Origin of the sequence: Microbacterium xanthum, from assembly GCF_034531355.1 — a bacterium.
GTDB classification, from domain to species: Bacteria; Actinomycetota; Actinomycetes; order Actinomycetales; family Microbacteriaceae; genus Microbacterium; species Microbacterium xanthum.
The window spans coordinates 460502-484845 of record NZ_JAWHUE010000001.1; the positions used below are offsets into that span (position 1 = coordinate 460502).

The 24344-nt window shown below is 69.7% G+C and carries 22 protein-coding genes; 12 read left to right on the forward strand and 10 right to left on the reverse strand.

Translation table 11 applies throughout. The annotated features are described in order from the left end of the window. Positions 1 to 16 precede the first annotated feature (16 nt). The gene (gene xylA / locus RZO50_RS02285; RefSeq protein WP_322598082.1) at positions 17 to 1207 is read right to left on the reverse strand and encodes a xylose isomerase; all 1191 of its coding nucleotides are present in this window, start codon (positions 1205 to 1207) and stop codon (positions 17 to 19) included. A 106-nt stretch (positions 1208 to 1313) separates the two neighbouring features. Between xylA and RZO50_RS02290 the strand changes: the two genes are divergently transcribed. Then, on the forward strand, positions 1314 to 2492 hold the full coding sequence (locus RZO50_RS02290; protein ID WP_322598083.1) for an ROK family transcriptional regulator: 1179 nt from the start codon (positions 1314 to 1316) through the stop codon (positions 2490 to 2492). Between the two features lie 55 nt (positions 2493 to 2547). Beyond that, positions 2548 to 3159 carry a DnaJ family domain-containing protein gene (locus RZO50_RS02295; protein ID WP_322598084.1) on the forward strand — a complete coding sequence of 204 codons (612 nt, stop codon included), beginning with the start codon at positions 2548 to 2550 and terminating at the stop codon, positions 3157 to 3159. A gap of 3 nt (positions 3160 to 3162) precedes the next feature. On the opposite strand, the gene RZO50_RS02300 is transcribed toward RZO50_RS02295, so the two are convergent. Continuing rightward, positions 3163 to 4164, reverse strand: coding sequence for a LacI family DNA-binding transcriptional regulator (locus tag RZO50_RS02300; RefSeq protein WP_322598085.1), 1002 nt, complete (start codon positions 4162 to 4164; stop codon positions 3163 to 3165). Positions 4165 to 4299: 135 nt separating this feature from the next. Here RZO50_RS02300 and RZO50_RS02305 point away from each other — a divergent pair, with 135 nt between their 5' ends. The 4 genes from RZO50_RS02305 to RZO50_RS02320 all read left to right on the forward strand — a co-directional run bounded on the left by RZO50_RS02305 (position 4300) and on the right by RZO50_RS02320 (position 9829). Beyond that, the gene (locus tag RZO50_RS02305; protein ID WP_322598086.1) at positions 4300 to 5583 is read left to right on the forward strand and encodes an extracellular solute-binding protein; all 1284 of its coding nucleotides are present in this window, start codon (positions 4300 to 4302) and stop codon (positions 5581 to 5583) included. Positions 5584 to 5593: 10 nt separating this feature from the next. Next, complete coding sequence (locus RZO50_RS02310; protein WP_322598087.1) at positions 5594 to 6610, forward strand: carbohydrate ABC transporter permease; 1017 nt, start codon at positions 5594 to 5596, stop codon at positions 6608 to 6610. Further along, on the forward strand, positions 6607 to 7491 hold the full coding sequence (locus tag RZO50_RS02315) for a carbohydrate ABC transporter permease (protein ID WP_322598088.1): 885 nt from the start codon (positions 6607 to 6609) through the stop codon (positions 7489 to 7491). Before RZO50_RS02310 ends, RZO50_RS02315 begins: the two co-directional genes overlap by 4 nt. Positions 7492 to 7591: 100 nt before the next feature. Next, positions 7592 to 9829, forward strand: a complete 2238-nt coding sequence (locus RZO50_RS02320) for a beta-xylosidase/alpha-l-arabinosidase (protein WP_322598726.1) — start codon at positions 7592 to 7594, stop codon at positions 9827 to 9829. A gap of 57 nt (positions 9830 to 9886) precedes the next feature. Here RZO50_RS02320 and RZO50_RS02325 read toward each other — a convergent pair whose 3' ends face one another. The 3 genes from RZO50_RS02325 to RZO50_RS02335 are packed head-to-tail and all read right to left on the reverse strand — an operon-like array spanning position 9887 to position 12842. Next, positions 9887 to 10972 (reverse strand): Gfo/Idh/MocA family protein, encoded by a 1086-nt coding sequence (locus tag RZO50_RS02325; protein ID WP_322598089.1) that lies wholly within the window; start codon positions 10970 to 10972, stop codon positions 9887 to 9889. Continuing rightward, the gene (locus tag RZO50_RS02330) at positions 10951 to 11649 is read right to left on the reverse strand and encodes a ThuA domain-containing protein (protein WP_322598090.1); all 699 of its coding nucleotides are present in this window, start codon (positions 11647 to 11649) and stop codon (positions 10951 to 10953) included. Before RZO50_RS02330 ends, RZO50_RS02325 begins: the two co-directional genes overlap by 22 nt. Next, positions 11646 to 12842, reverse strand: coding sequence for a Gfo/Idh/MocA family protein (locus RZO50_RS02335; RefSeq protein WP_322598091.1), 1197 nt, complete (start codon positions 12840 to 12842; stop codon positions 11646 to 11648). The genes RZO50_RS02330 and RZO50_RS02335 overlap by 4 nt, the downstream gene beginning before the upstream one ends. Before the next feature lie 96 nt (positions 12843 to 12938). Here RZO50_RS02335 and RZO50_RS02340 point away from each other — a divergent pair, with 96 nt between their 5' ends. The 4 genes from RZO50_RS02340 (at position 12939) to RZO50_RS02355 (ending at position 17375) form a co-directional block, all read left to right on the forward strand. Continuing rightward, positions 12939 to 13934 (forward strand): substrate-binding domain-containing protein, encoded by a 996-nt coding sequence (locus RZO50_RS02340; RefSeq protein ID WP_322598092.1) that lies wholly within the window; start codon positions 12939 to 12941, stop codon positions 13932 to 13934. Positions 13935 to 13997: 63 nt separating this feature from the next. Continuing rightward, the gene (locus tag RZO50_RS02345) at positions 13998 to 14834 is read left to right on the forward strand and encodes an NAD-dependent epimerase/dehydratase family protein (RefSeq protein ID WP_322598093.1); all 837 of its coding nucleotides are present in this window, start codon (positions 13998 to 14000) and stop codon (positions 14832 to 14834) included. Between the two features lie 243 nt (positions 14835 to 15077). Then, entirely contained in the window at positions 15078 to 15677 is a 600-nt protein-coding gene (locus RZO50_RS02350) for a TetR/AcrR family transcriptional regulator (RefSeq protein ID WP_322598094.1), read from the forward strand. An 18-nt stretch (positions 15678 to 15695) separates the two neighbouring features. Then, positions 15696 to 17375: an MDR family MFS transporter gene (locus tag RZO50_RS02355; protein ID WP_322598095.1), complete on the forward strand. Its 1680-nt coding sequence runs from the start codon at positions 15696 to 15698 to the stop codon at positions 17373 to 17375. Here the strand turns inward: RZO50_RS02355 and RZO50_RS02360 are convergent. Continuing rightward, the gene (locus tag RZO50_RS02360; protein ID WP_322598096.1) at positions 17345 to 18178 is read right to left on the reverse strand and encodes an amidohydrolase family protein; all 834 of its coding nucleotides are present in this window, start codon (positions 18176 to 18178) and stop codon (positions 17345 to 17347) included. The two genes, RZO50_RS02355 and RZO50_RS02360, sit on opposite strands and share 31 nt — an antisense overlap. A 100-nt stretch (positions 18179 to 18278) precedes the next feature. On the opposite strand from RZO50_RS02360, the gene RZO50_RS02365 reads away from it, so the two are divergent. Beyond that, the gene (locus tag RZO50_RS02365; protein WP_322598727.1) at positions 18279 to 19331 is read left to right on the forward strand and encodes a LacI family DNA-binding transcriptional regulator; all 1053 of its coding nucleotides are present in this window, start codon (positions 18279 to 18281) and stop codon (positions 19329 to 19331) included. A gap of 11 nt (positions 19332 to 19342) precedes the next feature. Here RZO50_RS02365 and RZO50_RS02370 read toward each other — a convergent pair whose 3' ends face one another. The 4 genes from RZO50_RS02370 to RZO50_RS02385 form a co-directional block, all read right to left on the reverse strand. After that, the gene (locus tag RZO50_RS02370) at positions 19343 to 20386 is read right to left on the reverse strand and encodes a hydroxyacid dehydrogenase (RefSeq protein ID WP_322598097.1); all 1044 of its coding nucleotides are present in this window, start codon (positions 20384 to 20386) and stop codon (positions 19343 to 19345) included. Beyond that, a complete protein-coding gene (locus RZO50_RS02375; RefSeq protein ID WP_322598098.1) occupies positions 20383 to 21288 on the reverse strand; it encodes a carbohydrate ABC transporter permease in 906 nt (301 codons plus the stop codon). The genes RZO50_RS02370 and RZO50_RS02375 overlap by 4 nt, the downstream gene beginning before the upstream one ends. Then, positions 21285 to 22238 (reverse strand): carbohydrate ABC transporter permease, encoded by a 954-nt coding sequence (locus RZO50_RS02380; RefSeq protein ID WP_322598099.1) that lies wholly within the window; start codon positions 22236 to 22238, stop codon positions 21285 to 21287. Before RZO50_RS02380 ends, RZO50_RS02375 begins: the two co-directional genes overlap by 4 nt. Positions 22239 to 22328: 90 nt before the next feature. Beyond that, positions 22329 to 23606 carry an extracellular solute-binding protein gene (locus RZO50_RS02385; RefSeq protein WP_322598100.1) on the reverse strand — a complete coding sequence of 426 codons (1278 nt, stop codon included), beginning with the start codon at positions 23604 to 23606 and terminating at the stop codon, positions 22329 to 22331. Between the two features lie 121 nt (positions 23607 to 23727). Between RZO50_RS02385 and RZO50_RS02390 the strand changes: the two genes are divergently transcribed. Further along, positions 23728 to 24339, forward strand: a complete 612-nt coding sequence (locus RZO50_RS02390) for a hypothetical protein (RefSeq protein ID WP_322598101.1) — start codon at positions 23728 to 23730, stop codon at positions 24337 to 24339. Positions 24340 to 24344: the final 5 nt, after the last annotated feature.

Consider the following 24344-nt stretch of genomic DNA (forward strand, 5'->3'; position numbering starts at 1 on the left):
GGGTCTCGGTAGCGGGTCAGCCCCGGGCGCCCATGAGGTGCTCGGTGGCCAGCTGCTGCAGACGGACGAACCCGAAGCCCTTGCCGCCGAGGTAGGCGGAGGCGTCGAAGTCCTCGTAGGCCGAGCGGTCGGCGAGAAGGTCGTTGTACGACTCCCCCTCGGCCAGGGTCGACTGGGACAGTTCCGCGACCTTCGCGGCCGCGAGGGCCTCCTGCACCTCGGGGTCGGCGCGGAATGCGGCCGCACGCTCTTTCAGCAGCAGGTAGGTGCGCATGTTCGCGGCCGCTGAGTCCCACACACCGGTCTCGTCTTCGGTGCGGCTGGGCTTGTAGTCGAAGTGGCGCGGCCCGTCGTAGGCGGGGCCGCCCTGGACGCCGCCGTTCTCGAGGAGGTCGACCAGCGAGAAGGCGTTGTGCAGGTCGCCGTGGCCGAACACGAGGTCCTGGTCGTACTTGATGCCGCGCTGCCCGTTGAGGTCGATGTGGTAGAGCTTGCCGTGGTAGAGCGCCTGGGCGATGCCGGCGGTGAAGTTCAGCCCCGCCATCTGCTCGTGGCCGACCTCGGGGTTCAGACCGACCAGCTCCGGCCGCTCGAGCGACTCGATGAAGGCCAGCGCGTGTCCCACGGTCGGCAGCAGGATGTCGCCGCGCGGCTCGTTGGGCTTGGGCTCGATGGCGAAGCGGATGCCGTAGCCCTTGTCGGTGACGTAGTCGCCGAGCAGGTTCACCGCCTCGCGGTAGCGCTCGAGCGCCGCGCGCACGTCCTTCGCGGTGTCGTACTCGGCGCCCTCGCGGCCGCCCCACATCACGAAGGTCTCGGCGCCGAGCTCCGCGGCCAGGTCGATGTTGCGCAGCACCTTCCGGAGGGCGAAGCGGCGCACCTGACGGTCGTTGGAGGTGAAGCCGCCGTCCTTGAACACGGGGGCCGAGAACAGGTTCGTGGTGACCATCGGGGTCTTCAGCCCCGTCGCGGCCAGTGCCCCCTTGAGTCGGTCGATCTGGGTCTGCCGCTCGGCGTCGGTGGAGCCGAAGGCGAACAGGTCGTCGTCGTGGAAGGTCAGCCCATACGCGCCGAGCTCGGCCAGCTTCTCGACCGCGTGCACGACGTCGAGGGGACCGCGCGTGGGTCCGCCGAACGGGTCGGTGCCGTTGTAGCCGATGGTCCAGAGGCCGAACGTGAACTTGTCGGCAGGGGTGGGGGTGGGCATGTCGTCTCCACGTCGAGTGAGGGAAATGTTGCGCTTGACAACGTATACCACCGCTCGGCGCGGGTCAACGCGTGCGGCCACCGGCCCTGCGGCTAGGCTCATCGGCATGCTGAGCGCCGTGTCGACCGTCGAGGACATGCGCCGCGGCAACCTCGCCCGATTCCTCGAGCTGGTCCACCGCGAGCGCGCCCTCTCCCGTGCGCAGCTGACCACCGCGACCGGGCTGAATCGGTCGACCGTCGCCGCCCTGGCCGCCGAGCTGGTCGACCTCGGGTTCGTCACCGAGCGGGCGCCCGATCCCACCAAGCGCGTCGGCCGCCCGTCGCCCGTGGTCGCGGCGAACCCGGACGTCGTCGTCCTCGCCGCTAACCCCGAGGTGGATGCGCTCACGCTCGCCGCGGTGGGCTTGGACGGCACGATCCGCGTGCGGGAGCGGCACGAGACCGCCGCGCTCCCCACGCCCGAGGAGACGGTGGCGCAGCTGACGGACGCCCTCGCCCGGTGGAAGGCGGATACGCTGGCCGGCGCCCGGTTCGTCGGAGTCGGGGTGGCCGTGCCGGGTCTCGTGCGAGCGGCGGACGGCGTCGTGCGCCACGCGCCGCACCTCGGGTGGCGGGATGCGCCGCTGCGAGCCATGACCGAGCGGGCGACGGGACTTCCCGCGGCCGTCGACAACGATGCGACGCTCGGGGCGATTGCGGAGCACCGCTTCGGCGCCGGCATGGGCGTGGACAACCTCGTCTACCTCAACGGCGGCGCGTCGGGTATCGGCGGCGGGGTGATCGTCGCCGGGATGCCGCTCGGCGGCGCGTCGGGATACGCCGGAGAATTCGGGCAGAACCGCCCGGGCATCGCCTCGGCGACCCACCGCCGCGCCGACGACGGTGTGCTCGAAGACGAGGTGAGCCGCGCGCGTCTGCTCGCCGCGGCACGCCTGTCCGCCGCCGACGAACCGACCCTCGCGGCCGCCCTGACCGCGTCACCAGAGATCGACGTCCGCGACGAGATCACCCGGCAGCGCGGCATCCTCGCCACGGCGCTGGCCAACGCCGTGAACGTCCTGAACCCTTCGGTCGTGATCCTCGGCGGGTTCCTCGCGACCCTCGCCGACAGCGACCCCGCCGCCCTCGTCGAGGCGATGCGCGCTCAGTGCATGCCGGCGGCCGCCGACGACGTCGAGATCCGCACCGCCGCACTGGCCGAGGACCGCCTCCTCATCGGCGCATCGGAGGCAGCCTTCGCGTCCCTGCTCGCCGATCCCGCGGGGGCGCTCGCCTCGGCGTGACCGCACCTCCAGGCCATCCCGCACGGCCGCCGGAGCCGCGTGGCAGGATGTCACGATGACGGAGGACCCTCGCGATCGGGCCGCACGCTATCGCTTGCGGAAGTGGGCGCGCGAACAGGGGATCGCGGGCGACGACTCCGACCATCGGCACCCGGACGACCCCGGCGCGGACTCATCCGCGTCCGGCGACACGACATCCGCGACGCCCACCGCGTCGGACCGTGCAGCCTTCGTCGAGGTCGCGATCCAGCAGGCGATCCGCCGCGGCGAGTTCGACGATCTCCCCGGTGCGGGCAAGCCACTCGACCTCGGCCGCCCGAACGACCCGGACTGGTGGATCCGCCGCAAGATCGAGACGGAACGACTCACCGGCCTCGGACCGCCCGCCCTCATGCTCCGGGTCGAGGATGCCGAGCTCGACGCCCACCTGGACACCCTCGCCTCGGAAGCGGAGGTGCGCGAGCATCTCGAGGACTTCAACCGGCGGGTGCGGCACGCACGCCTGCAGCTGCTCGGCGGACCGCCGGTGGTCACCGCGCTGCGCGAGGTCGAGACCGAACTGACACGCTGGCGGGAACGCCGCGCTGCCCGCACCATCGAGGCGGCGCGGGAGCGCGGCGCCGCCGACGCGAGCCGGCGCCGCCGGTGGTGGTTCGGTCGGCGGTGATCCTCACGCCTCGGGCGGCGCGGTGGTCGCGCGGGTGACCAGTCGCGTCGGAAGACGCAGGTGAGTCGTCTCCGGCGACTCACCTGCCATGAGCGCCAGCACCAGCCGAGCGGCCTCGCCGCCGAGCCGTTGCATGGGCTGCCGCACAGTCGTGAGGGCAGGAACGCTCTGTGACGCGTCGGGAATGTCGTCGAAGCCGACCACGGACAGTTCCCGCGGCACGCGCAGCCCGATCTCGGCGGCGACCTCGGTGACCGCCAGCGCCGAGACGTCGTTGGCGGCGAAGACGGCCGTCGGCCGATCGGCGCGCCGCAGGAGTGCCGCGGTCACGCCGCGCACGGTGTCCGCCTCGTAGCCCCCCTCTCCCACCAGCGACGGGTCGAACGGCAGGCCCGCGTCGGCGAGCGCCCGCCGATAGCCTGCGTCGCGTGCGATCGAGGACCGCAGATCGGGTCGCCCTGCGACGAAGGCGATGCGCCGGTGGCCGAGCTCGACGAGGTGGCGCACGGCCTCCTGCGCCCCGCGGAAACTGTCGGATTCGACGGTGGGCAGATCGGCGGGTCCGGTATGCGGGTCGATGGCGACGACGGGGACCTCGGCGACGATGTTGATCACGGTCGGGGTGACGATGATGGCCCCGTCGATGAGGGTGCCGCTCAAGCGGCTGAGCGAACGCCGCTCCCACCCTTCACCTCCGGCGTGGCGTGCGCCACTGTAGGCGAGAACATCGAACGGCCCGTCACGCAGCGCCGCCCCCACACCCTTGAGCACCTCCGCACTGAAGGGCTCGAAGTCCGCCACGAGCACGCCGATCACGCCGGTGGTGCGCGAGCGCATGCTGCTGGCGACCAGGCTCGTCTCGTATCCCAGCGTGCGGACCACCTCGAGCACACGGTCGGCGGTGGAGGTCTTGACGCCGTAGCGACCGTTGATGGCTTTGGAGACCGTCGCGACCGAGACGCCGGCCTCACGTGCGACGTCGTGGATGGTCGGACGACGGCTCATATCGTGTGATCATAGTCCGCTTGAAAATGATTTCGAAAACGTTTGACACTCTTTGTCGCCGGCCACAACATGGTCGAGCACTCACCTCGCGTCTCACCGTTCGAGACGCCCTCAACGAAGAGAGACAGGAATCACATGAACGCGAAGAAGCTCCTCGCGGGCACAGCGGCTCTGACCTTGGGCGCTGTCAGCCTTGCGGCATGCAGCGGCGGCGATGGAGGCGACTCCGGCGATGCGACGACGCTGTCGTTCTGGCACAACTCCACCACCGGCGACGGCAAAGCGTACTGGGAGGACATGGCCGCCCAGTTCGAGGAGGCCAACCCGGGCGTGACGATCGAGATCCAGGCCATCCAGAACGAAGACATGGACGGCAAGCTGCAGACGGCCCTGAACGCCGGCGACGCACCCGACGTCTTCATGGCGCGCGGCGGCGGGAAACTCGCCGACACCGTCGCCGCCGGTCAGGTCATGGATATCAGCGACGCCATCACCGATGAGACTCGCGCCGGGCTGGGCGGCAGCCTCGCCGCCTTCGAGGTCGACGGCAAGAACTACGGCGTGACCTCCTCGGTTCTCCCCGAGGGCATCTTCTACAGTCAGGACCTCTTCGACGCTGCGGGCATCACCGAGACCCCGGGCACCATCGACGAACTCATCGACGCGAACGAGAAGCTGCGCGAGTCGGGCGTGGAACCGATCGCCGTCGGCGCGAAGGATGCCTGGCCCGCGGCCCACTGGTACTACAACTTCGCCCTCCGCGAGTGCTCGCAAGACGTTATGAACGCCGCCGCCGAGACGCGTTCGTTCGAGGACGACTGCTGGCTCCGCGCCAGCGAGGACCTGCAGGACTTCGTCGAGACGGATCCGTTCAACAGCGGCTTCCTCACCACTTCCGCACAGCAGGGTGCGGGATCCTCGGCGGGCCTCCTGGCCAACCACCAGGCCGCCATGGAACTCATGGGCGGCTGGAACCCCGGGGTCATCGCCTCCCTCACCCCGGATGAGCAGCCGCTGGCCGACCTCGCCCTGTTCCCCTTCCCGGAGATCTCCGGAGGCGACGGCGCTCCGGGCGCGATCATGGGCGGTGCCGACGGCTACGCCTGCTGGGTGAACGCGCCGGACATCTGCGTGGACTTCCTCAACTTCATCTCCACGAAGGAGGCGCAGGAAGGCTACGCCGAGGCCTTCCAGACCATTCCGGCCAACGTCGACGCACAGGGCGTCGTCACCGACCCCGCCCTGCAGGACCTCGCAGCCGCATACGCCGAGGCGCCCTACGTGATGCTGTGGCTGGACACCATGTACGGCCAGAACGTCGGCAACGCGCTCAACCTCGCGGTGGTCGACATGCTCGCCGGCAACGGATCGCCCGAAGCCATCGTGCAGGCTGTGAACGACGCCGCACTGCGCGGCTGAGGCGCCGACCATGACATCCGTCAACCAGACGCTCGTGACGCGCGCCGAATCGGCGGATGCCGCCCCGAGCGGGGGTGGCACACCGCCCCCGCTCCGGGAATCTCGACGCCCGCAGAGACGCTCCGGCGCCTGGCGCACCCGCGGTGAGATCGCGATCCTCGCGGGCCCCGCCCTCCTGGTGTTCCTGGCCTTCGTGATCTTCCCCGTCGTGATGGCCGCCTACTACGGCTTCTTCCGCTGGAACGGCTATGGCCCCGCCACCGACTTCGTCGGTCTGCAGAACTACATCCTGATCCTCCAGGACCCGGCCTTCCAGGCGGCGCTGTGGCACAACGCGGTCATCGTGGTGATGTCGCTGGTGATCCAGGGCCCCATCGCCATCGGGCTCGCGCTGCTCTTGAACCGCCGGATGCGCGGCCAATCACTCATCCGCGTGCTCATCTTCATCCCCTACGTCATCAGCGAAGTCGTCGTGGGCACCGGGTGGAGCCTCATGCTCGCCACCAACGGCGCTCTGAACGACCTGCTCGCCAAACTCGGGCTCGACTTCCTGGTCAACGACTGGTTGTCCGATCCCGACCTGGCGATCTGGACGCTCATGGCCATCATCACGTGGAAGTACATCGGGTTCGCCGTGATCCTCTTCCTCGCGGGCCTGCAAGGCATCCCGGAGGAGCTCTACGAGGCGGCCGCGATCGACGGTGCGAGCTACTGGCAGATCCAGCGCCGCATCACCTTCCCCCTTCTCGGCCCGACCCTGCGGATCTGGGCGTTCCTGTCGATCATCGGCTCGCTGCAGCTGTTCGACCTCGTCTACATCATCTGGGGCCAGTACGTTGCGGCGACCGCAGGCACCTCGACGATGGCCACGTACATGGTCGCGACCGGACGCAATGCCGGCAGCTACGGATACGGCAATGCCGTCGCCGTCGTCATCTTCCTCATCTCCCTCGCCGTCGCACTGATCTACCAACGGTTCGTCCTCCGGCGCGACACCGAGGGCGCCGTCACCGGAGGTGCCCGATGACCGCCACAGCCACCCTCGTCACCGGGCGCCCGACCACGCGCCGCGCTCCACGCCGCACACCCCAGCAGCGGGCCTCGACGGCAGCGATCTACACCCTGGCCGCGCTCCTGGTCACCGCGATCCTCGCGCCCGTCGTCTACATCATCGTCGGCGGCTTCCGCAGCAACGCCGACATCACGACCGACCCGTCGGGAATGCCATCGGAGTGGCGGTTCGCGAACTATCTCGAGGTGCTCGTCAGCGACGTGTTCTGGCGCGAGGTGCTCAACTCGACCGTTGCCGCGGTCGGCACCACCGTCTTCGTGGTGGCGCTCGGGCTCATGGCTGCCTACGTGCTCGCCACCTACCGCTTCCGCGGGCGGGGACTGCTCTACGCCACCTTCGCAGCGGGCCTGATGTTCCCCATGACGGTGGCGATCACGCCGCTGTACATCCTCGTGCGGAACCTCGGCCTCATGAACTCGCTCGGTGGCGTCATCATCCCCCAGGTCGCGTTCGCGCTGCCGGTGACGATCATCATCCTCGTGCCGTTCCTGCGCGCCCTGCCGAACGAGATCCAGGAAGCTGCGTTCATCGACGGATGCTCGCGGCTGGGCTTCTTCTGGCGCATGGTGGTGCCGCTGTCGATGCCCGGCGTGATCACCGTCGGCATCCTGGCTTTCATCACGAGCTGGAACAGCTACATGCTGCCGCTGTTCATCCTCAACGACGAAGCCGCATTCACTCTGCCGCTCGGGGTGCAGGCGTTCGCGTCGCAGTATTCCGTCGACACCGCCAAGGTGCTCGCGTTCACCTCCCTGTCGATGATCCCCGCACTGGTCTTCTTCAGCCTGTTCGAACGACGTATCGTCGGCGGCCTCACCGGCGCCGTCAAGGGCTGAGCCCCGTACCCGCGCACGCCGCGAGAGAGAAGTGACCGTGTACTCACCCGACACCGCCCTGCCCGCCGCCTCCCCCCGCGTGGAGGACCTCCTCGCCCGTATGACCCTCGATGAGAAGCTCGCGCAGCTCGTCGGCTACTGGGTCGACAAAGGCGACGAGGTGGTCGCCCCGATGGCGGGGGAGATGGGGAACCCGACCCCATACGAGAACGCCGTCGCGCACGGGATCGGGCACCTGACCCGCGTCTACGGCACACGCCCCGTCGAGCCGGCGGACCGCGCGGCATGGCTGTGGGACCAGCAGCGCCGACTCGTCCGCGAGACACGGCTGGGGATTCCAGCGATCGTGCACGAGGAGTGCCTGACCGGCCTGGCCGCGTGGAAAGCCGCGACCTTCCCGACGCCGCTGGCATGGGGCGCCGCCTTCGATCCCGAACTGACCGCGCAGATGGCCGAGGTCATCGGTGATTCGATGCGGCAGCTCGGCGTGCATCAGGGACTCGCTCCAGTCCTCGATGTCGTCGTCGACCCCCGCTGGGGGCGCGTGGACGAGTGCATCGCGGAGGATCCGTATGTGGTGGGGACGATCGGCACCGCATACGTGCAGGGCCTGCAGCGGGCGGGGGTGCACGCCACTCTGAAGCACTTCGCGGGCTACTCGGCCTCGCGCGCCGGCCGCAACCACGCGCCCGTGCACGCGGGACCCCGATTCCTCGCCGACGTCGTGCTGCCGCCGTTCGAGATGGCGGTGCGGACCGGGGGCGCACGTTCGGTGATGAACTCCTACGCCGAGATCGACGGGATGCCCGTCGCCGCCGATCCGGAGCTGCTGACCGGCGTGCTGCGGGAGAAGTGGGGCTTCGACGGCACCGTGGTAGCCGACTACTTCGCTGTCGCCTTCCTCCACACGATGCACGGTGTGGCCGCCGATCTGGGTGAGGCCGCGGCGCTCGCCTTGGCGGCCGGCATCGACGTGGAGCTGCCGACCGGGGACGCCTTCCTCGCGCCGCTGCGCGAGCGTCTGGCGTCGCACTCCGACGAGATCGCCCTCGTCGACCGGGCGGTCCGCCGGGTCCTCGCCCAGAAGGAGGAGCTGGGCCTGCTGGACGAAGACTTCACCGCCCCGCCCGCGATCGTCGATCTGGACGGACCGATGCACCGGACGGTGGCGCGTCGGGCCGCGGAGGAGTCGATCGTGCTGCTGAGCAATGATGGCGCCCTCCCGCTCGCCCGTGATGCGCGCCGGGTGGCGGTGGTCGGGCCGAACGCGAGCGCAGCGGAGGCGCTGATGGGCTGCTATTCGTTCGCCAACCACGTCCTCGCACATCACCCGGGCACACCGATCGGGTTCGAGATCCCCTCGGTGCTCGACGCGCTCCGGAGCGAACTGCCCGAGGCGGACCTCGTGCACGTGCACGGCTGCGATGTCGAGGGGTCGGATGCGTCCGGGATCGCCGATGCGGTCGCCGCGGCATCCGACGCGGAGGTCGCCATCGTGGTCATCGGCGACCGCGCCGGTCTCTTCGGCCGAGGCACCGTGGGTGAGGGCAACGACGTCGATGACCTCGAACTGCCCGGACCCCAGCGGCGGCTGGTCGAGGAGGTCGCCGCCACGGGCACCCCGACGGTCGTCGTACTGGTCACGGGGCGGCCCTACGCGATCGGATGGATGCTCGAGGGCACCGCCGCGGTCGTGCAGGCCTTCTTCCCCGGCGAGGAGGGCGGCGCGGCGATCGCCGGAGTGCTCTCGGGGCGGGTGAACCCCTCGGGGCACCTTCCGGTTTCACTCCCCCGCTCGGCGGGGTCACAGCCCTACAGCTATCTGCACCCGACCCTGGGCGGTCCGACGGAGATCACGAGTGCTGACAACACCCCCGCGCTCCCCTTCGGCCACGGCCTGTCGTACACGAGCTTCCGGCGCACGGGGTTGACCGCGCAGGACACCGCGACGGACGGCACGGTCACGGTCACGGTCACGGTCGAGAACGACGGCGCGCGGCCCGGCACGGACCTCGTGCAGCTGTACGCGCGTGATCTGTTCGCGCAGGTCACGCGACCGGTCGCGCAACTGCTGGCCTATCGTCGTGTCGACCTCGCCCCCGGCGAAAGAGTCGAGGTGCGATTCGACGTCCCGACCTCTCGGCTCGGCTTCACCGGCCGCGGCGGACGACGCCTCGTCGAACCCGGCGAGGTGGACCTCTGGGTCGGACCCTCGTGCGCGACCCGCGACACCGGCGCTCGAATCGTCCTGACCGGCGAGGCCCACCCCCTGGCGAACGTCCCACCGGAGCCGGTGCCCTCGCACGTGACCGCTCTCACGGTGGCCCGGTCCGTCTGACCCCTGCCCCCCGACGGATTCTCCGATCGCAGGGAAGGGGTCAGCGGCGTCGGTCGGTCAGCGCCAGGCCGATGCGGGCGTGAGCGGCACGAGCGAGGGACGCTCGACCGATGTCGTCAGTTCCTGCCGTGTACGCGTCGTCGCCGCGGCGTGCAGCGACTCCATGACCTCCAGGACATGCAGGGCCATGGCGCCCCCGACCCGGTCGTGTCCGGCGACGAAGTCCAGCAGACCCACGCCGCGTGCGGCCTCCTCGTAGCCTGCTGACGGCGCGAGAGCATCCCATGCGTCACCATCACGCCGGCGGAGGGCGACCTCGCCGGCATGGTGATTCGGGTCGGGGAGGACCAGCGCCCCCTCGGTGCCGTAGATCTCCAGCGGCCGGGCCGAGGTGGCGACCCCGTCGAAGCTCATCGTGACAGTCGAGATCGCACCGTTCGCGTGCTCGAGCACGCCCGCGATGTGGGTGTCGACCTCCACGGGCACACGCTCGCCGGCGCGCGCGCCGGATCCGATCTCGCGCGTCGCGTGCGCACGCGACGCGGCACCCGAGACGGCGACGATCGGGCCGAGCAGCTGCACGAGGGACGTGAGGTAGTACGGCCCCATGTCCAGCAGCGGGCCGCCGCCGGCACGGTAGTAGAAGTCCGGTTGCGGGTGCCAGTGCTCGTGGCCGGGCGACACCCACGTCGCCGTGGCTCCGACCGGGGCGCCGATGAGCCCCTCGTCGACGGCGCGACGCGCGGTCTGCACGCCGGTGCCCAGGACCGTGTCGGGGGCGCACCCGACACGCACATCGGCGCGCGCAGCGGCATCGACGACCTCGCGGGCCTCGGCGAACGTGGCCGCGAGCGGCTTCTCCCCGAACACGTCCTTGCCGCCGCGGATGGCCGCCAGCGCGACCTCCGCGTGGGCTGCCGGAATCGTCAGGTTCAGCACCGTGTCCACGCCGGGGTCGGCGGTCAACTCCCCCGTCGCCAGTGGGCGGCACCCCTCGATCCCCGCCGCGACCGCCTCGGCGCGCGAGGCGTCGAGGTCGGCGACGGCGGTGATCCGGATGCCGTCGACGCCCGCGAGCGTGTCGAGGTAGGCGCGGGAGATGACCCCGAGTCCGACGATCCCTATCGAGTGCGCGCCGCCCACAGCATCCCCCTCTCCACGATGGTCCGCACATTGTCGTCGCGCAGGATGTCGACGCTGTGACCGGGGGTGGCCACGAACACCCGACCGGCGCCCCAGGACCGCGTCCAGACGGCGGGAGAGGTGATCGGCCGATGCCACGGATGATACGGCTGGACCGGATGCGTCGTGGTGGCCAGAACGTCGATGAGGTCGTCGTGCAGCACCCAGTACTGCTCCGTGTGCAGCGAGAAATCGCCGATGCCGCGGGTGATCTCGTGGTCGCGGCCGAGGTCGGTCATCTCCACGCGGTACGTGAGGTAGTTGTCGGTCTCGTCACCGCACACCTCATCGGGGTGTTTGGCCGGATGCGTCGCGAACTGTCCGCCCACCAACTGCAGGTAGTCGGCACTGCCGCGATACGAGTCGGCGATGCCGCCGTGCCACCCCGCGAGACCGGTGCCGGCCTCGACGGCTGCGCGGAGTCCCTTGACGGCGTCCCCGGAGATCTCGGACATCGTCATCGACTGCACGATGAGATCGGTCCCCGCCATGCGCTCGGCGTCGGCGTAGACGTCCGGGGTCTCCTCGATGGCGACGTCGAAACCCTCCGCCGCGAGGAAGGGCAGGAACAGCTCGGTCGCCTCGACCGGGTGATGGCCTTCCCACCCGCCGCGGACGACGATCGCGCTGCGGGTCATGATGCGACCGCCTCTCCCCCGCGGCCACGCACGGGTGTCATCACGGCATCCGCCGCCGCGCTCTCGGTCACGGCAGACAGCACACGCTGCACGCGCGCGGCATCGGCGAACGTCGGAACGTCCACGTCGCGGTCGCCGGCGATCGCCCGTACGACGTCGACGACCTGATGGGTGAACAGGTGCTCGTAGCCCAGCCCGTGCCCGGGTGGCCACCACGCGCCGGCGTACGGGTGCTCGGGCTCGGTCACCTGGATGCGCCGGAACCCCTGCGCCCCGGCGGGGTCGTCGGCCCGGTAGTACTCCAGTTCGTTCATGCGCTCGAAGTCGAACGCGACCGACCCCCGGGAGCCGTTGACCTCGATCCGGTTCGCGTTGCGACGACCGGTCGCCAGGCGCGACGCCTCGAAGACACCCAGCGCCCCGCCGGCGAAACGCGCGGTGAAGGCCGCGGCGTCGTCGACGGTGACCTCGACGCGCTCGCCCGCTCCGGCGACACCGCCGAGACCGGCCTGGTCGCCCATCGGCGGGCGGGTGGGGACGAAGGTGCGCAGCACCGCCGAGACGGCCGTGATGTCGTCGCCGAGCAGCCACTGGGCGGTGTCGATCGAGTGCGCGCCGATATCACCGAGAGTGCCGGACCCGGCGCGCTCGCGATCCAGCCGCCACGTATAGGGCGCGTCGGGGTCGCTCAGCCAGTCCTGCAGGTACTGGGCGCGCACGTGGCGGATCTCGCCGAGCGCTCCCTCGGCGATGAGCGCGCGGGCGGCGGCCAGCGCCGGAGTGCGCCGGTAGCTGAACCCGCACAGGGCGACGCCGGTGGCCGCCGCGGCGGCATCGACCATGCGGTCCGCCTCCTCGACGGAGTTGGCCAGCGGCTTCTCGCACAGCACGTGCTTTCCGGCGGCGAGTGCCGCCTCGGCGATCTCCGCGTGCGTGTCGCCCGGAGTGCAGATGTCGACGAGGTCGATGTCGGACCGCTCGACCACGCTGCGCCAGTCGGTGGCGTACTCGGGCCAGCCGAGATCGCGTGCGGCGGCGGCTCCCTCGGGTCGGCGCCCCACCAGGACCGCGGGTTCGATGTCGCATCCCAGGTCGAAGAAGCGGGGGGCTGTGCGCCATGCCTGCGTATGCATGCGCCCCATGAACCCGTTGCCGATCACGGCGACGCGCAGGGGGGTGTTCGGCATCGTCATCGATGTTCCTTTCGTCGTTCCGCGTCGAGCGTGCCAGGAGACCCCGCCTCTCCCCACCTTCTTGCGCAAAACCTCGCTCACCCGGATGCTGGACGCATGACCGAGACCACGCTCGCCGATGTCGCCGCCGCCGCGGGCGTGAGCGTGGCCACCGCATCCCGCGCGATGTCCGGTCGGGGCGACCTCGCGGCGGACACGCGCCGCCGTGTGCGTGAGGCGGCGACGGCACTGGCCTACCGACGGCGGTCCACGCGAGGCGGCCGTCCGGCCGCGAGCGCTCGCCTCATCGACCTCGTCCTCGGCCGGTTCCACAACCCGTGGGCCGACGAAGTCACCACCGGCGCGCACGGGGCTGCGAGCGCGCGCGGCTACGACCTGGTGCTCACCGAAGAGAGCGACTTCCCCGGCGACGACTGGCCGGTCCGCATCCGCCGGCGGGGCTCGGCGGGGGTCGTCCTCGGTCTCATCTCCCCCACCGCGACGCAAGTGGCCGGGGTGCGCGAGGCCGGCACCCCCCTCGTCCTGCTGGATCCGCCCGCCGAGGGGACGCACGGTCTGCCGAGCGTCCGGACGACCGACACCGCCGGCGCCGCAGCCGCCGCACGCCACCTCGCTGCGCGCGGTGCGACGAGGTTCGTCGTCCTCGGGGGCGACCCGCCGTTCCGCTACGGCCGGGCACGACGGGACGGTTTCGTCGAAGAACTCGCGCGCCACCTGCCGCACGCGATCGTGGATGCCGCGACGAGCCCGTGGCGCGCCCCCGCGGCACGCGACGCGGCGCTGCCCCTCTTGCGCCGACGGGAGCCGGGAGAGCGGATCGGGGTGTTCGCCGTATCGGACGAACTCGCCGCCGGCGTGTACGCGGCGGCGGCGATCGAGGGCCTCCGCATCCCGGACGACGTCCTGGTGGTCGGTTTCGACGACGTGCGGGGCGCGCGCTGGTTGAGCCCACCGCTGACGACGGTGCGACAACCGATTCGCGATATGGCCGCGGCTGCCGTGGACCTCCTCGCCGACGCCGCCGACGGTGGGGCACCCGCCCTCGCACCCGTCACCCTGCCCACGACTCTCGTCGTCCGCGCCTCCACCTGAGTCGGCACCTCGCGGACGCGGGCTGAGGGGTGCGGCCCTTCGCGAGTGTGACAGGGTGGCGACATGCGTATCGCTCTGACCGGTGTCACCGGAAAGCTCGGCTCGGTCGTCGCTCGCGAACTGCGCGCCGCGGGACACGACGTCACCGGATTCGACGTCGTCGGCTCCCGTGCCGCCGGGTTCGTGCAGATCGACCTCACCGACTACGGGCAGGTCGTCGATGCCCTGGGGGGCGTCGATCGGGCCGACCCGTTCGACGCGGTCGTCCACCTCGCCGCCATCCCCGCGCCGGGGCTGCGCACCGACGTCGCGACCTTCCACAACAACATGCCCTCGACGTTCAACGTGTTCTGGGCCGCCGCGCGGCTGGGCATCCGCAGGATCGTCTACGCCTCGAGTGAGACCGTCCTCGGTCTGCCCTTCGATGTGCCGCCGCCCTACATCCCCGTCGATGAGGAGTACCCGCCGCGCCCGGAATCGGTCTACTCGATCGTCAAGACGCTGGAAGAGCAGCTGGCTCGCGAATTGGTGCGCTGGCACCCCGACCTGTCGGTGAGCGCTCTGCGCTTCTCGAACGTGATGGCCCCCGAGGACTATGCCTCGTTCCCGGACTTCCAGCACGATGCGCTGGTGCGCAAGTGGAACCTGTGGGGGTACATCGACGCGCGCGACGGCGCGCAGGCGGTCGAGAAAGCGCTGCGGAACGCCCCGGCGGGCTTCGAGGCGTACATCATCGCCGCGGCCGACACCGTGATGGAACGCCCCAACGCCGAGCTCATCGCCGAGGTCTTCCCGGGGGTCGACGTGCGCGGCGAGCCGGGACCGCACGAGACGCTGCTGTCGATCGACAAGGCCCGCCGCATCCTCGGCTTCTCCCCTCAGCACTCCTGGCGCCCCTGACCTGGCACCCCCACTCCGCGGCATCCCCCTCCCCGCATCCCCCTCCCCGCGAACCGCCCCTTTACCGCCGAGCCGGCCCTCTCTTCTCGGGAGGAAGGGGCCCGCTCGAGAACAATGGGCCGGCTCGGCGACAACCGGGGCGAGATGCGCGGGGCGGGGGATGCGCGGGGTGGGGGATGCGCGGGGTGGGGGATGCGCCGGCGGGTTTCGCACTTCTGGGGGGATAGTGCAAAGATGCACTTTATGGGCCAGAGTGCAATTTCTCCGCGTGAGCAGCGCGCTCGGGAGACCGAGCGCGCGCTGCGGCGGCGCGCGCGGGAACTCACCGCGGAGCGCGGACTCGGCGGCTACACCGTGGACGAGCTCTGCGCCGACGCGGGTGTCTCGCGCCGCACGTTCTTCAACTACTTCGCGAGCAAGGAGAACGCCGTGCTCGGCGTCGGCCTGCGGAGCGACTCCACGGACGCGGATGAGGCGTTCGCGGCCTCCCGCGGCGACCTCCTCGACGAGCTCGCGACGCTCATGGTCGCGCGCTGGGAGGCCGGGGAGATGGACCTCACCGAGGCGCGGCTCGTCGGCGCGGCGGTGGAGCGATCCCCCGAACTGCACCGCACCTTCTTCGCGCACATCGCCGAGGCGCAACGCGCCGACCGGGCCCTCGTCGCCCGCCGCGAGGGCTGGGGCGACGACGACGAGCGCGCCGCGGTCGCGGTGGACCTCGTCGGCTCCCTCATGCGCCCGTGCGTGGACGAGTTCTTCGCCCACGACGCACACATCCCGTTCGCCGAGATCTTCCGACGCCGCCTCGCCGTGGCCCGGTCGCTGCTCGCCGTCTCCGACTGACACCCGACAAGGACCCGAATGACCTCCACGACCATGGAGCAGCCCTTCCTGCTCACGAAACGGCGCATCTGGATCATCTTCAGCGCGCTGATCGCGGGCATGCTGCTGGCCAGCCTCGACCAGACGATCGTCTCGACCGCCATGCCCACGATCGTCGGTCAGCTCGGCGGCGTCGAGCACCAGGTCTGGATCGTGACGTCGTACCTGCTCGCCACCACGATCGTCATGCCGATCTACGGCAAGTTCGGCGACGTCCTCGGCCGTCGCCACCTGTTCCTCATCGCGATCGGCCTGTTCACCGTCGCCTCGGCGGGTGCGGCCTTCGCCGGCGACTTCTGGAGCTTCGTCGCGTTCCGCGCCATGCAGGGGCTGGGCGCCGGCGGCCTGATGATCCTGTCGCAGGCGATCATCGCCGACATCGTCCCGGCCTCCGAGCGCGGCAAGTACCTCGGGCCGCTCGGCGGCATCTTCGGCCTGTCGGCGGTCGCGGGACCGTTGCTCGGCGGCTACTTCGTCGACCACCTCACCTGGCAGTGGGCCTTCTACATCAACATCCCGATCGGCATCGCCGCGTTCATCATCGCGCTGGTCGCCCTGCAGCTTCCGTCGAAGAAGGCCACCAAGCCGATCGACATCCTCGGCGTGCTCCTGCTCTCGGTGGCCACCACGTGTCTGATCTTCTTCACGGACTTCGGCGGCGACGCGGCACACGGCTGGGACGCCCCCGAGACGTGGATGTGGGGCGCGGGCCTCGTGGTCGCCGCCGGCCTGTTCGTGTTCGTCGAGTCGCGCGCGGCCGACCCGATCATCCCGCTGAGCTTCTTCCGCAACCCCGTGTTCGTCAACGCCACCGCCATCGGGCTGATGATCGGACTGGCGATGTTCGCGGCGATCGGATTCATCCCGACGTTCCTGCAGATGGCCTCGGGCACCTCGGCCGCCGTCTCGGGTCTGCTCATGCTGCCGATGATGGTGGGCCTCATGGGCACCTCGATCGCGTCGGGCCTGATCATCACCCGCACCGGCCGCTACAAGGTCTTCCCCATCGCCGGCACGCTCACCACGGGCCTTGCGATCGTGCTCATGGCGGGGATGACCGCCGAGACGGCGATCTGGCTCATCTGCGTCTTCCTGTTCATCTTCGGCGCGGGCCTCGGCCTCATCATGCAGGTGGTCGTCCTCGTGGTGCAGAACGCCGTACCCGCCGCCGACATCGGGTCGGCGACGAGCACCAACAACTACTTCCGCGAGGTCGGCGCGGCGCTCGGAACCGCGGTGTTCGGCACCTTGTTCACGACGCGCCTCAGTGAGAACCTCATGACGGTCTTCGCCGACGCCGGGGCGAACCCCGAGCAGGCCGCCGAGGCGACGGCGACCATCGACCCGCAGATCCTCGACCAGCTTCCCGAGGCGGTGCGCGACGGCGTCGTCAGCGCCTACGCCGACGCCCTGGCGCCGGTGTTCTGGTACGTGCTGCCCTTCATCGGCGTCGCCTTCCTGTTGAGCCTGTTCCTCAAGCAGGTACCGCTCTCGGACGTCGCCGGGCTCGTCGCTCGAGGCGAGGCTGTCGGCGGCGAGGAGGCTGAGCGCCTTGAGGCGGCCCAGCGCGACCGCCGGTCGGTGGTCGCCGATGACGACGCCACCGCGCGGAGCGCACGATCAGGAACTCAGTCCGCAGAGGATGCCCCGACGCGGTAGACCCGCGCCGCGTTCGCGTGGGAGACGCGGTGCCATTCGTCTGCACCGAGGCCGAGTGCGGCGCGCACGGCGGCGAACCATGCGGGCCGCCCGAATCCGCGATCGGCTGAGACGGGCCAATCGCTGCCGACCATCGCACGGTCGGCACCGAAGAGCTCGAACGCCGCGCGCAGCCAGGGCGCGAGGTCGACACGGCACTCGCCGTCGACGGCGGCGCCATCCTCCGCGGGCAGGCCGGACAGCTTCACCGAGACGTTCTCCCGCGCACAGGCGGCGAGAGACCTCCGCCAGGACGCGAGCAGCTCGGGTCGTGCCACCGGCGGCTTCCCGAGATGATCGATCACGAAGTGGACATCGGGGTGCGCTCGGACCACGTCGGCCACGACCTCCAGCTGCTCCCACCGGACGCACACGTCGAAGACGAGACCTCGCTCCGGCAGCAGGCGGAGCCCGCGCGCCGTTGCCGGCGAGCGCAGCATGTCGGCCGGCTGGTCCTGCCACAGGCGGCGGATACCCGTCACTCCGGGCACCCCCGCGAGAGCATCGAGCTCGGCTGCCACACGTGCCGACTCGATTCGGGCGAAGGCGACGATCGCGGCGGGACCGTCGGCGCCGAGACCCGCGACCCATCGCGCCTCGGCATGCCCGGAAGCACAATCGGCCTCGACGAAGACATACGGGACGGCTCCGTCGCGCTGCAGATCGCGCGGAAGGAAGGTCCGGGGAAGGTGGGGCGCGTCATCCAGCCACGGGTACCGCAGCTCGGTGGTGTCCCAGACATGGGCATGGGCATCGATGGTCATGCGTCCTCCGTCGTCCGCGTGGCAGCGCGCGATCGTGTCGCCGAGCGGTAATATCGGCAAGCGCTTTCAAGACGCAATGATGCCAGAGGGGGAAGACGTGATGGACAGTCGCTCACCGCGCCTGGTCGACGTGGCCCGCCGCGCGGGGGTATCGACGGCGACGGCCTCTCGCGCCTTGAACCCGACGACCCGGGGCGTGCGAGATGCGAACCGCGCCCGCGTCCTGGCCGCGGCCGAAGAGCTCGGCTATACGACCAACCTCGCCGCGCAGACCGTCGCACGCGGCCGCACACGGGGGGTCACCCTCATCGTCAAGGCGATGCCCGACGACTACGCGAACCCGATGGTGGCCGGGGTGGTCAACGCCACGCACCGGGAGGGTCTGCCCCTGAACCTCGTCGTCGCCGGATCCGGCACCGACGACCTCGTGCGTGCGATCGACGCGGCGCGCGGCCGACGGGCACAGGTGCTCATGACCATCGGCGGCCGCTTCGTCGACGACCGCGGCACCGACAAGATGGTCACCGCTCTGGAGCGGTACGAGGCCGACGGCGGCCGCGTCGTGCTGATCACCCAGCCCGGACTGCCCTTCGACACCGTGGCCTACGCCAACCGCGAGGGCGCCAAGGAGCTTGCTCGCACGCTCGTCGAGCTCGGCTACGAACACTTCGCGATCCTGGCCGGATTCGCCAACGGCCTGACCCAACGCGATCGAACCCAGGGGTTCCTCGAGGGGCTGGCCGAGAGCGGCGTCGAGCTGTCGGCGGACCGGGTCGTCACGGGGGACTTCACGCGCGACGCGGCGTACGCCGCCGCCGGCGACCTCGTCCGCCGCGGGATCCGGCTCGACGCGATCTTCGCCGTCAACGACGCGATGGCTCTGGGCGCCCTGTCACTCCTGCGCGACGCCGGTCCGCGCGGCCAGGGGGTCGCCGTGGCCGGGTTCGATGACATCAAAGCGCTGCGAGACGTCACTCCCGGGTTGACCACCGTGCATCTGCCCTGGGACGATGTCGCCGCCGAGGCGATCCGGCTCGCGCTCTCCGAGCGCCCCGCCGAACCTCGCGTCAGTGTCGTGCGGGGTCACGTCGTCGTACGCGAAAGCACCCCCGACCGCCGGATGCATCCGACGGCCGAGGGTGAGACGACCTGAAGTCGAGCCCGCTAGCGAGCGGGTGATTCGTCGGCCTCCAGCGGTTGGCCACGCAGTGCGCGTGAGAGCTCTTCGGCGACGTGAGCACCCATGCGGCGCAATTCGGTGCCCATGGATCCGGCCACATGCGGCGTGAGCACGAGGTTCTCGCACGCCCACAACGGTGAATCCGCCGGCAGCGGCTCGAACGGGTCCGTGACATCGAGGATGGCCTCGATCCGGCCCGCCAGCAGTTCCTCCTGCAGCGCGGCGAGATCCACGATGCCGCCGCGTGCCGTGTTGATGAGGGTGGCACCGTCGCGCATGAGCGCGATCTCCTGCGCGCCGATCATGCCGCGCGTCTCGTCGTTCAGCGGCGGGTGCAGGGAGACGACGTCGCTTCGGCTCATGAGTTCCTCGAGCGGGACGAGCTCGACCCCGAGGGTGAAGGCGTCTTCGGGCGTGATGTAGGGGTCGGCCAGCAGGACGTTGACGGAGAACGGGCGCAGCAGATCGATCACCCGCCGACCGATCCGGGAAGCCCCCACCAGGCCGACGGTCTGTCCGTACAGACCGGCGGCGGGGAAGGTCTGCTCCCGATCCACCCGCCCGCGCACCGCGCGGTAGATCCGCTGCGAGGCGAACACCTGCCGGCAGGCCAGCATGATCATCGCGAGGGAGTACTCCGCGACGGGGATGGCATTGATGGACCCCGCATTGGAGCGTTGCAGGAGCGGTCGCACATCGGAGGCGATGAGGGCATCCGTGCCCCCACCGGCGTGGATCACCGTCGACAGTCGCGGAAGTCGCTCCAGCACGTCGGCGGTGATCGCCGGGGCGCCCCAGCCGGTGACGAGGATCTCCACGTCGGCCAGGCGCGCGAACGTCTCGTCGTCGAAAGTCGTCACCACGGGCAGCTCCGGGATGCCGGGAGCTCGCCGCAACATCTCGAGATCGGGCCCGAACAGGCGCTCGGCGAGATCATGCGAGCTCATCGCGACGGCGTACCGCCCCGTCATGGGCTCGTCCACGTCCGCCCCGGCCCGGGTGGCCTGGGGCACGTCGACGCGGGTCATCCCTTCAGCCCCGAACTGGCAAGGCCCTGCACGAAGTACTTCTGCGCGGCGATGAACAGGATGATCATCGGCACGGTGGCAAGGGTCGCCCCCGCCATCAGATAGTTCCACTGCACGTTCAGTTCGTCCTGCGCGAAGATGGCGAGCCCGAGCTGCAAGGGGCGCAGGTCCGGGGAACTGGTGACGATCAGCGGCCACAGGAAGCTGTTCCACGCGGCTTCGAGCTGGAACACCGTGATGGTCACCAGAGCGGGCTTGACCAGCGGCAGCATGATGCGCGCGAAGATCCCGTACTCGGTCACGCCGTCGATTCGTGCTGCCTCCCCGAGCTCATCGGGCAGAGACGTGAAGAACTGGCGCGACAGGAAGATGAACAGCGGTCCCATCGACAGCGGGACGATCAGGCCCCACCAGCTGTCCAGCCAACCGCTCCCACCCTGACCGAAGATGTCGTTCCCGCCGAAGAGGGGGATGCTCTTGACGACCAGGAACAGCGGGACGATGACCACCTGGAACGGCACCATCAGCATCGCGATGACGTACCACATGATGTAGGTCTTGCCCGGGATCGGCATCTTCGCCAGCGAGTATCCCGCCGCCGTCGCGAAGATGAGAGTCAGCAGCGTCATCGAGATCGCGAGGATGAAGCTGTTGCGGAAGTAGTCGAGGAACGGCGCAGCCGTCATCGCGGTGACGTAGTTATCCCAGTGCAGTTCCGAGGGGAACCAGGTGAAGGAGTTCACCTCGGCGGGGGATTTCAGGGAGGTCAGCACCATCCAGATGAACGGCACGACCATGGCGAAGGCGGCGACCGACAGGACGATGTAGAAGATCGTCCAGCGGATCTTCGACCCCAGCGACTTCTTCTTGGTGCTGGGGTAACGGATCAGTTCGGTGGTCATTCTGACTTGCTCCTCTGCAGCCACAGCCCGGCGGCGATGAAGACCGCGATGAGGGCGAACATGAAGACCGACTCCGCCGAGGCGTAGCCGAGTTGCAGGCGCGAGAACGCGTTCTGGTAGATGTCGTAGACGAGCACGCGCGTGGCGTTGGCGGGGCCACCCTGCGTGGTGACGTAGACGAGGTCGAACACCTGGAACGACGCGATGATCGAGGTGACGAAGACGAAGAAGTGCGCGGGGCCGAGGCTGGGCCACGTGACGTTCCAGAACACCTGCCAACGGTTCGCCCCATCGAGGCGAGCGGCCTCGACGAGGGCCGGGTCGACACCCTGCAGCGCGGCGAGGTAGATGACCATCTTCGCGCCCAGTCCCTGCCAGATCCCGACCATCGCGAGGCTCATCAGAGCCGTGTCGGGTGAGTTGAGCCACTGCGACGGCGGCAACCCGAACAGGGCGAGGATCTGGTTGGCCAGGCCGAAGGAGGGGTTGAGGATCCACAGCCAGACCGTTGCGACCGAGACCGTCGCGGTGACGACGGGCACGTAGAACATCACGCGGTAGGTGCCGCGAGCCCGGATCGGCATGTTGAGGGCCAGGGCGACGATCAGCGCGAGTGCCATGGCGACCGGCACGACCATGATCGTGTAGACGATCGTGTTCACGACAGAGATCTGGAAGTCCGGGTCCCCGGCCATCTCGATGTAGTTGTCGATGCCGATGAACTCCGGCGGCGCGAAGAACCCGTAGTCGGTGAAGCTGAGGATGAACGCCAGGATCAGGGGCAGGCCCAAGAAGATCGAGATGTTCACCATCGCCGGGGCCATCAGCACATACCCTGCGCGACGCTGCGAGCGCACCATCCCCGAGTGCTTGCGGCGGCGCCTCGGCGCGGCCGGCGGCGGCGCCTCGGAAGGTGACGGCGTCACCTTCTCATCCATGCTCGTCGTCATCGCGAGCCTCCTTCATGGTCTGTTCCGAGAGTGCGCGGGGTCGGGTGAACGGATGACTCCCGACCCCGCACGATCAATGACGGCCTGCGGTCACTCGGACTCGGCCGCGAGGTACTCGAGCACCTCGACGGAGCTCGCTTCCTCGAGCAGCGCCTTCTGCAACTCGGTGTTGAAGGTGTCGCGCAGGTCGAGCCAGTTGGCGGCACCACCCTCGAACACGACCTTGTCGAGGTTCGCGTACGTCCACTCGCTGGCGGGGTTGCTCGTGACGACCTCGGCGTCCTCCGAGCCGGCGATGGCCGGCACGGCGAAGTTCATCGACGCCATCGCGGCCTCGGCTTCGGGAGTGGCCATCGCTTCGATGAAGGCCCAGGCGGCCTCGGGGAGCTCCGTGCCCGCGCCGATGGACGCAACCTGACCACCGGTGAACATCACTTCGCGCTCGTCCTGGAGGTTGAAGAAGACCAGGTCGTCGCACAGTTCCTGACCGAGCTCATCACAGTCGATGTAACCACCGACCATGCCCATCGCCGCTTCTCCCGTGTACATGAGCGGGGCGCCGGATGCAGAGGCGAGGCCGAAGTCGGTGATCTTCGAGTCGTTCACCGCCGAGACCATCCAGTCCAATGCCTCGACGCCTTCGGGGCCGTCGAAGCCGGGTACGCCGTCTTCGTAGAGATCCGGGCCGGTCGCGCCGAGCAGTGCGACGTATGCATGCCGGGGGTCTGCACCCCAGAAGTCGAAGCCGGCACGCTCGAGGTTGCCGTCCTCGTCACGGATGGTGAGCTGTTCAGCGACCTCCATGAGCTCGTCCAGCGTCGTGGGCGGCGAGTTCGGGTCGAGACCGGCCTCCTCGAACGCGGACTTGCTCAGCGCCACGGGCTTGGCGCCCAGGATCAACGGCCAGGCGTACACGTCGCCGTCGTAGGTCACGGCCGGAACCATCGCCTCGGAGGTCTCCGTGCCGACCGTGTCGGCCGTGACACCGAACTCGTTCAGGTCGAGGAAGGCTCCCTGCGAGGCGAAAGGCGGAACCCACCCGATTCCGGTGACGAGGACGTCATAGGGCTGGCCGCTCGCGAGTGAGGTCGAGATCTTCTCGTTCAGCGTGCCGAACGTGGCGAAGTCGGGTTCGATCTCGACACCCGGGTATTCCTCGTTGAACGCGGCGACGACCTCGTCGAATGCCGCCTGACCCTCCGTACTGGCGGGGTAGCTCGGCGTGAGTACGCGAAGCGTGCCCGTGACCTCGTTCGGGTCGTCGGACGATCCTCCGGACTCACCGCTGTCACCCGAGCATGCGGTGACGGTGAGCGCGGCGACGCCGAGAGCTGCGATGGCGGAAAACAGCCGGGTGCGCTTTTCCACGGAAACCTCCTAGTGACTGCATTGTCTGTCGCAATCTTCTTGAAAGCGATTGCCTTGAGAATATGGAAAGCGCATACCGTTCGTCAACCCCGTGATCGATTCGTGATGCGAGACTGAGTGCATGCCTCTGGACGCGACCTCCTCACGCCCCCCTCACCGGTGGACGCTCTTGGGCGTGATGACCGTCGCCGGCGATCTCATCGTGATCTCCATCACCCTGCTGATCCTGTGGGCCGGACTGCTCACGGCCGGGCCGGGCTCGACGGCCGCCATGCGCGCACGCCGCCGCGTCAGTCAAGACGCCCCCTCCCACCCGTTCCGCAACATGCTCGCCGATACCCGGCGCGACTTCCGAAAGCAATGGAGCTACGGACCGATCATCGCCTTGATCGGGGCTTCCTCCTGGATTTCCACCGCATTCTGGCTGGTTGCCCCGGCCCCGTTCGGCGTGATCATGATGGCCGTCGTCCTCGCGCTGGCAGCCGTGGCGGCTCTGGTCACCCTGGCCCTGCCGACCGCCTCGGCCAGGACGAATGGCTTCCGTGCCGCGATCGTCGACGCCGCCCGCCTGGTGGCGTTCCGACCTTTCGTGAGCATCGTCGCCCTCGCCGCCGCGGTCGCCGCCGGCATCCTCTGCGTGTGGATCCCGACGGTCGGTGTCGTCGCGGCCGGCATGGCGCTGGTCGAGATCGCGTGGCGCGCGTGGGGGAAGGCGGCGCTCGGGCCCGCGTAGATGGA

Coding starts and splice junctions, on each gene's coding strand:
- xylA (WP_322598082.1), bottom strand. CDS start 1,207: ATGCCCACCCCCACCCCTGCCGACAAGTTCACGTTCGGCCTCTGGACC.
- RZO50_RS02290 (WP_322598083.1), top strand. CDS start 1,314: ATGCTGAGCGCCGTGTCGACCGTCGAGGACATGCGCCGCGGCAACCTC.
- RZO50_RS02295 (WP_322598084.1), top strand. CDS start 2,548: ATGACGGAGGACCCTCGCGATCGGGCCGCACGCTATCGCTTGCGGAAG.
- RZO50_RS02300 (WP_322598085.1), bottom strand. CDS start 4,164: ATGAGCCGTCGTCCGACCATCCACGACGTCGCACGTGAGGCCGGCGTC.
- RZO50_RS02305 (WP_322598086.1), top strand. CDS start 4,300: ATGAACGCGAAGAAGCTCCTCGCGGGCACAGCGGCTCTGACCTTGGGC.
- RZO50_RS02310 (WP_322598087.1), top strand. CDS start 5,594: ATGACATCCGTCAACCAGACGCTCGTGACGCGCGCCGAATCGGCGGAT.
- RZO50_RS02315 (WP_322598088.1), top strand. CDS start 6,607: ATGACCGCCACAGCCACCCTCGTCACCGGGCGCCCGACCACGCGCCGC.
- RZO50_RS02320 (WP_322598726.1), top strand. CDS start 7,592: ATGACCCTCGATGAGAAGCTCGCGCAGCTCGTCGGCTACTGGGTCGAC.
- RZO50_RS02330 (WP_322598090.1), bottom strand. CDS start 11,649: ATGACCCGCAGCGCGATCGTCGTCCGCGGCGGGTGGGAAGGCCATCAC.
- RZO50_RS02335 (WP_322598091.1), bottom strand. CDS start 12,842: ATGACGATGCCGAACACCCCCCTGCGCGTCGCCGTGATCGGCAACGGG.
- RZO50_RS02340 (WP_322598092.1), top strand. CDS start 12,939: ATGACCGAGACCACGCTCGCCGATGTCGCCGCCGCCGCGGGCGTGAGC.
- RZO50_RS02345 (WP_322598093.1), top strand. CDS start 13,998: ATGCGTATCGCTCTGACCGGTGTCACCGGAAAGCTCGGCTCGGTCGTC.
- RZO50_RS02350 (WP_322598094.1), top strand. CDS start 15,078: ATGGGCCAGAGTGCAATTTCTCCGCGTGAGCAGCGCGCTCGGGAGACC.
- RZO50_RS02355 (WP_322598095.1), top strand. CDS start 15,696: ATGACCTCCACGACCATGGAGCAGCCCTTCCTGCTCACGAAACGGCGC.
- RZO50_RS02360 (WP_322598096.1), bottom strand. CDS start 18,178: ATGACCATCGATGCCCATGCCCATGTCTGGGACACCACCGAGCTGCGG.
- RZO50_RS02365 (WP_322598727.1), top strand. CDS start 18,279: ATGGACAGTCGCTCACCGCGCCTGGTCGACGTGGCCCGCCGCGCGGGG.
- RZO50_RS02370 (WP_322598097.1), bottom strand. CDS start 20,386: ATGACCCGCGTCGACGTGCCCCAGGCCACCCGGGCCGGGGCGGACGTG.
- RZO50_RS02375 (WP_322598098.1), bottom strand. CDS start 21,288: ATGACCACCGAACTGATCCGTTACCCCAGCACCAAGAAGAAGTCGCTG.
- RZO50_RS02380 (WP_322598099.1), bottom strand. CDS start 22,238: ATGACGACGAGCATGGATGAGAAGGTGACGCCGTCACCTTCCGAGGCG.
- RZO50_RS02390 (WP_322598101.1), top strand. CDS start 23,728: ATGCCTCTGGACGCGACCTCCTCACGCCCCCCTCACCGGTGGACGCTC.